General features: G+C 68.6%; 7 protein-coding genes. 3 read left to right on the top strand and 4 right to left on the bottom strand.

The window, feature by feature from the left end:
* Positions 1–187 (top strand): hypothetical protein (locus AB8Z36_RS29595; protein WP_369216459.1); only part of this gene is annotated, 187 nt, incomplete at its 5' end.
* A gap of 9 nt (positions 188–196) precedes the next feature.
* Here the strand turns inward: AB8Z36_RS29595 and AB8Z36_RS29590 are convergent.
* Positions 197–406, bottom strand: a complete 210-nt coding sequence (locus tag AB8Z36_RS29590; protein WP_369216460.1) for a hypothetical protein — start codon at positions 404–406, stop codon at positions 197–199.
* A 19-nt stretch (positions 407–425) separates the two neighbouring features.
* Positions 426–1,307, bottom strand: a complete 882-nt coding sequence (gene mca, locus AB8Z36_RS29585) for a mycothiol conjugate amidase Mca (protein WP_369216458.1) — start codon at positions 1,305–1,307, stop codon at positions 426–428.
* 171 nt (positions 1,308–1,478) lie between these two features.
* Between mca and AB8Z36_RS29580 the strand changes: the two genes are divergently transcribed.
* Positions 1,479–1,922, top strand: coding sequence for a DUF4307 domain-containing protein (locus tag AB8Z36_RS29580; RefSeq protein WP_369216457.1), 444 nt, complete (start codon positions 1,479–1,481; stop codon positions 1,920–1,922).
* A gap of 164 nt (positions 1,923–2,086) precedes the next feature.
* The gene (gene greA, locus AB8Z36_RS29575; RefSeq protein ID WP_369216456.1) at positions 2,087–2,584 is read left to right on the top strand and encodes a transcription elongation factor GreA; all 498 of its coding nucleotides are present in this window, start codon (positions 2,087–2,089) and stop codon (positions 2,582–2,584) included.
* Between the two features lie 93 nt (positions 2,585–2,677).
* Here the strand turns inward: greA and AB8Z36_RS29570 are convergent, their stop codons facing one another.
* Positions 2,678–3,529, bottom strand: coding sequence for an ABC transporter permease (locus tag AB8Z36_RS29570; protein WP_369216455.1), 852 nt, complete (start codon positions 3,527–3,529; stop codon positions 2,678–2,680).
* Positions 3,526–4,551 (bottom strand): ATP-binding cassette domain-containing protein, encoded by a 1,026-nt coding sequence (locus AB8Z36_RS29565; protein ID WP_369216454.1) that lies wholly within the window; start codon positions 4,549–4,551, stop codon positions 3,526–3,528. Before AB8Z36_RS29565 ends, AB8Z36_RS29570 begins: the two co-directional genes overlap by 4 nt.
* Between the last annotated feature and the right edge of the window lie 111 nt (positions 4,552–4,662).

Here is a 4,662-nt window from a genome sequence, read left to right as displayed (position 1 = left end):
GTCCCAGCTCGGCCGCACCGAGCACCCGACCCGCGACGGCAAGCTGACCGAGTACGTCCAGGCCTTCGGGCTCCTCCTGGAGCGCGGCGCCGATCTGGAGGCGGGCTGGCAGGCCTGGCGGCTCGGCATGGTGCCGAGCCGGCACGCCCGCGAAATCATGGGAGTGGACATGCCACAGCCCAGCTGACCCGGGGCGCTACTTCCCCGCGTCGTCCCGCTCCGCGCCGCCCGGCTCGGCGCCGTCCTTCTCCGGCTCCTTGAAGTCGACCTTGCCCATGTGGCGGTTCATCGACTTCATGAGGCCCCAGACGGCAAGGGCCATCACCGCGAAGACGATGAACCCGAGCACGCCGGGCGTCACCTTGTCGTCGTCGACCTCCTTGGCAAGAGGGACGAGATGCGTCATTGCCAGATGTACGTTCACGCTAGGCATTGTCGCGGATGCCCGCGAAGAGGTCGTCCTCGGGGAGGGAGGTATCGACGAGCGACTTCGCGAGCTCGTACTCCTCCGTCGGCCAGACCTCCCGCTGGAGGTCGAGCGGCACCCGGAACCAGCCGCCCTCGGGGTCGATCTGCGTGGCGTGCGCGATCAGCGCCCGGTCACGGATCTCGTAGAAGTCACCGCAGGGAACGTGCGTGGTCAGCGTGCGCTCGACCCGCTCGAACTCGTCCCAGCGCTTCAGCCAGTCCGCGTACGGCGACTCCAGGCCGCGGTCGAGCATCGCCTGGTGCAGGGCCTCGGTGCGCGGACGGTTGAAGCCCTGGTTGTAGTAGAGCTTCTGCGGCTGGTAGACCGGGCCGAACTCGCTCTCCGGGTACTTCTCGGCGTCCGCCGCGCCCTCGAACGCCACCATGCTGATCTTGTGGGTCATGATGTGGTCGGGGTGCGGATAGCCGCCGTTCTCGTCGTACGTCGTGATGACCTGCGGACGGAAGGAGCGGATCTGCCGCACCAGCTCACCGGCGGCCTTGTCCACGTCCTCCAGGGCGAAGCAGCCCTCGGGCAGCGGCGGCAGCGGGTCGCCCTCGGGGAGCCCGGAGTCGACGAAGCCGAGCCACTCCTGCTTGACGCCGAGGATCTCGCGCGCCTCGTCCATCTCCTTCTTGCGTACCTCGTGGATGTGCTCCTGGATGTAGGTGTCGCCCTGGAGCTTGGGGTTGAGGATGTCGCCGCGCTCACCGCCCGTGCACGTCACGACGAGCACGTCCACCCCCTCGGACACGTACTTGGCCATCGTGGCCGCGCCCTTGCTCGACTCGTCGTCGGGGTGGGCGTGCACGGCCATCAGTCGCAGCTGCTCAGTCAAGACTTCGATCCCTCAAGGTGTTGGGCGCCCAGTGCGTGCGGCGCGATCAAGCGGTGCCGTCCCGGGGGCACGTCCTCGCGGGGCGGCGGTCGGGTGACGGGCGGGAGGCTTCTATAGTGACGGAACCGGGGGGCGGAAAATTCCGGCATCCCCTGTTCCTGGAGGACGATCATGGCGGCGGCGGGCTCGAAGCTCCCCGAAGGGCTTCCCGAGGGGCACCCGGAAGAGATCCCCGCGGACCGGTACGGCCGCTCCCGCACCGCGGACGAGGCCGCCGACCGCAAGCTGCGGATCGTGGGCGCCGTGCTCGGCGTGGTCCTGCTCGGCGTGGTCGGCTGGTTCGGCTACGACTACATCAACGGTACGAAGCTCAGCGCCGAGGTCATCAAATTCGACGTGGTTTCGGCCGAATCCGTCGAGGCGCACCTCGAAGTGCGCAAGGACACCGACGCCAAGGGCTACTGCACGCTGCGCTCGCAGGCCGAGTCCGGCGCCGAGGTCGGCCGCGCGGACTTCCGCTTCGACCAGCGCACCGACCGGATCGACAAGGTCGTCACGCTCCGTACGACAAGCAAGGCCACCAGCGTCGAGCTGCTCGGGTGCCACGCCGACTGACATACCGGCTTTACGGCTCTCACCTGCGCTGACGCAACTCTGACGGCTTATGTCCTCCCTCTGGCACGCCTGAATTGTTAGGCTCGTGGTTTCGCCCACCCGTAAGGGAACATCCTTCTGGGTAGGGCGATGCTTTGTATTCCCAGTACCTACGAGGAGCACCTGTGACCCAGACCAGCGAGAACGTCACCTGGCTGACCCAGGAGGCGTACAACCAGCTCAGGGCCGAGCTGGAGTACCTGTCTGGTCCCGCGCGCACCGAGATCGCGGCGAAGATCGCGGCAGCGCGTGAGGAGGGCGACCTGCGCGAGAACGGCGGGTACCACGCGGCCAAGGAGGAGCAGGGCAAGCAGGAGCTCCGCGTGCGCCAGCTGACCCAGCTCCTGGAGACCGCGAAGGTCGGTGAGGCTCCGGCCGCCGACGGCGTGGTGGCGCCCGGCATGGTCGTGACCATCGCCTTCGACGGCGACGAGGACGACACGGTGACCTTCCTGCTCGCCTCCCGGGAGTACGCGAGCGACGAGATCGAGACGTACTCGCCGCAGTCCCCGCTGGGCACCGGCGTGAACGGCAAGAAGATCGGCGAGAACGCGCAGTACGAACTGCCCAACGGCAAGTTCGCCTCGGTCAAGATCCTTGAGGCCAAGCCGTACCAGGGCTGACGGCCGCATCGCAGACATGACAGGGCCCCGGCGCGCGACGCGCCGGGGCCCTGTCATGTCCTCCCGGACCGTCCGGCCGCAGGCCGTCCGGTCTCAGGCCGTCGCCGAGCGGTACTTGCGCACGGCCAGCGTGCGGAAGGCCACGACGATCAGGACCGAGTAGATCACCGAGGCCCAGACAGGGTGCTGCATGGGCCAGGCCGAGGAGTCCGAGACGCCGGGGTTGCCGAAGAGCTCGCGGCAGGCCTGCACGGTCGCGCTGAAGGGGTTCCAGTCGGCGACGTGCCGCAGCCAGGGCGTCATCTGGCTGGAGTCCACGAAGGCGTTCGAGATGAAGGTGACCGGGAAGAGCCAGATCAGGCCGCCCGACGTGGCCGCCTCGGGGGTGCGGACCGAGAGGCCGATGAGCGCGCCGACCCAGGTGAAGGCATAGCCGAGCAGGAGCAGCAGGCCGAAGGCGGCCAGCGCCTTGGGGATGCCCTCGTGGACGCGCCAGCCGACGAGCAGCGCCACGATCGCGAGGACGAGCAGGGTCAGCGCGGTCTGCACGAGGTCGGCGATCGTACGGCCGGTGAGGACCGCGCCGCGTGCCATGGGCAGCGAGCGGAAGCGGTCGATGAGGCCCTTGTGCATGTCGTCGGCGATACCGGCCCCGGCGCCCGCCGTGGCGAAGGTGACGGTCTGCGCGAAGATGCCCGCCATCAGGAAGTTCCGGTAGACCTCGGGGTCGGTGCTCGCGCCGATCTTCATGGAGCCGCCGAAGACATAGCTGAACAGCACCACGAACATGATCGGCTGGATGAGGCCGAAGATGACCATCTCGGGGATGCGGGACATCCTGATCAGGTTGCGCTTGGCGACGACCAGGGAGTCCCTGACGGACTGGCCGATGCCGCCCGCGGGGCGGGGAGCCGTGCCGGGCACGGAGTCGGTGACGGTGCTCACTTGTCGGCCTCCTTGCCGCGCTGGGACGTACCGCGGGTCTTGGTCTTGGTCTCCGCGGTCTCCGTGCCGCCCTCGTCCGGCAGCTCGGCGGCGTGGCCGGTGAGGGAGATGAAGACGTCGTCGAGGGTCGGGCGGCGCAGCCCGATGTCGTCTATCTCGATGCCCCTGACGTCCAGCTCGCGGATGACCTCGGCGAGCAGCTTGGCGCCGCCGGTGACGGGCACGGTCAGCTTGCGGGTGTGCTCGGCGACGGCCACCTCGCCCTTGCCGAAGCCGCGCAGGACCTCCGAGGCGGTGGCGATGTGCTCCCGCTCGTGCACCACGACCTCGACGCGCTCGCCGCCGGTCGTGGCCTTGAGCTGGTCGGAGGTGCCACGGGCGATGACGCGGCCGTGGTCGATGACGCAGATGTCGTGCGCCAGGTGGTCGGCCTCCTCCAGATACTGGGTCGTGAGCAGCAGGGTCGTGCCGCCCGCGACGAGCTCCTGGATGACCTCCCAGAGCTGCTGGCGGTTGCGCGGGTCGAGGCCCGTGGTGGGCTCGTCCATGAACATGACGGGCGGCGAGACGACGAGCGCGGCGGCGAGGTCGAGGCGGCGGCGCATGCCTCCCGAGTACGTCTTGGAGGGCCGGTCGGCGGCGTCCGACAGATTGAACCGGTCGAGCAGCTCGGCCGCCCGGACCTTCGCCTCCTTGGCCCGCATCTGATAGAGCTGGCCGACCATCTGGAGGTTCTCCCGGCCGGTCAGATACTCGTCGACGGCGGCGAACTGGCCGGAGAGGCCGATCGAGCGCCGCACTTCGTTGGGGTGCCTGAGCACGTCGATCCCGGCGACGACGGCCTTGCCGCTGTCCGGTGTGAGCAGAGTCGTCAGGCAGCGGACCGCCGTGGTCTTCCCAGCGCCGTTCGGCCCGAGCAGGCCGAGCACCGTGCCCTCGGGCACGTCCAGATCGACGCCGTCCAGAGCCCTTACGTCGCCGAAGGTCTTGACCAGGCCTTCGGCGTAGATGGCGCCTGGCATGAGAGTTCTCCCCCGTGGGTGGGTGACTTTCTACGGAAAAGTTTAGATTTACCGGAACGCGGACGCCCGGCGACCAGTGACATGCAGCACACCATAACGCGATGTATCGCG

The organism is Streptomyces flavofungini, assembly GCF_041028215.1.
Classification (GTDB): Bacteria; Actinomycetota; Actinomycetes; order Streptomycetales; family Streptomycetaceae; genus Streptomyces; species Streptomyces flavofungini_B.
Note: the sequence above shows the minus strand (reverse complement) of the source record. Positions and strands in the feature narration are given on the sequence as shown.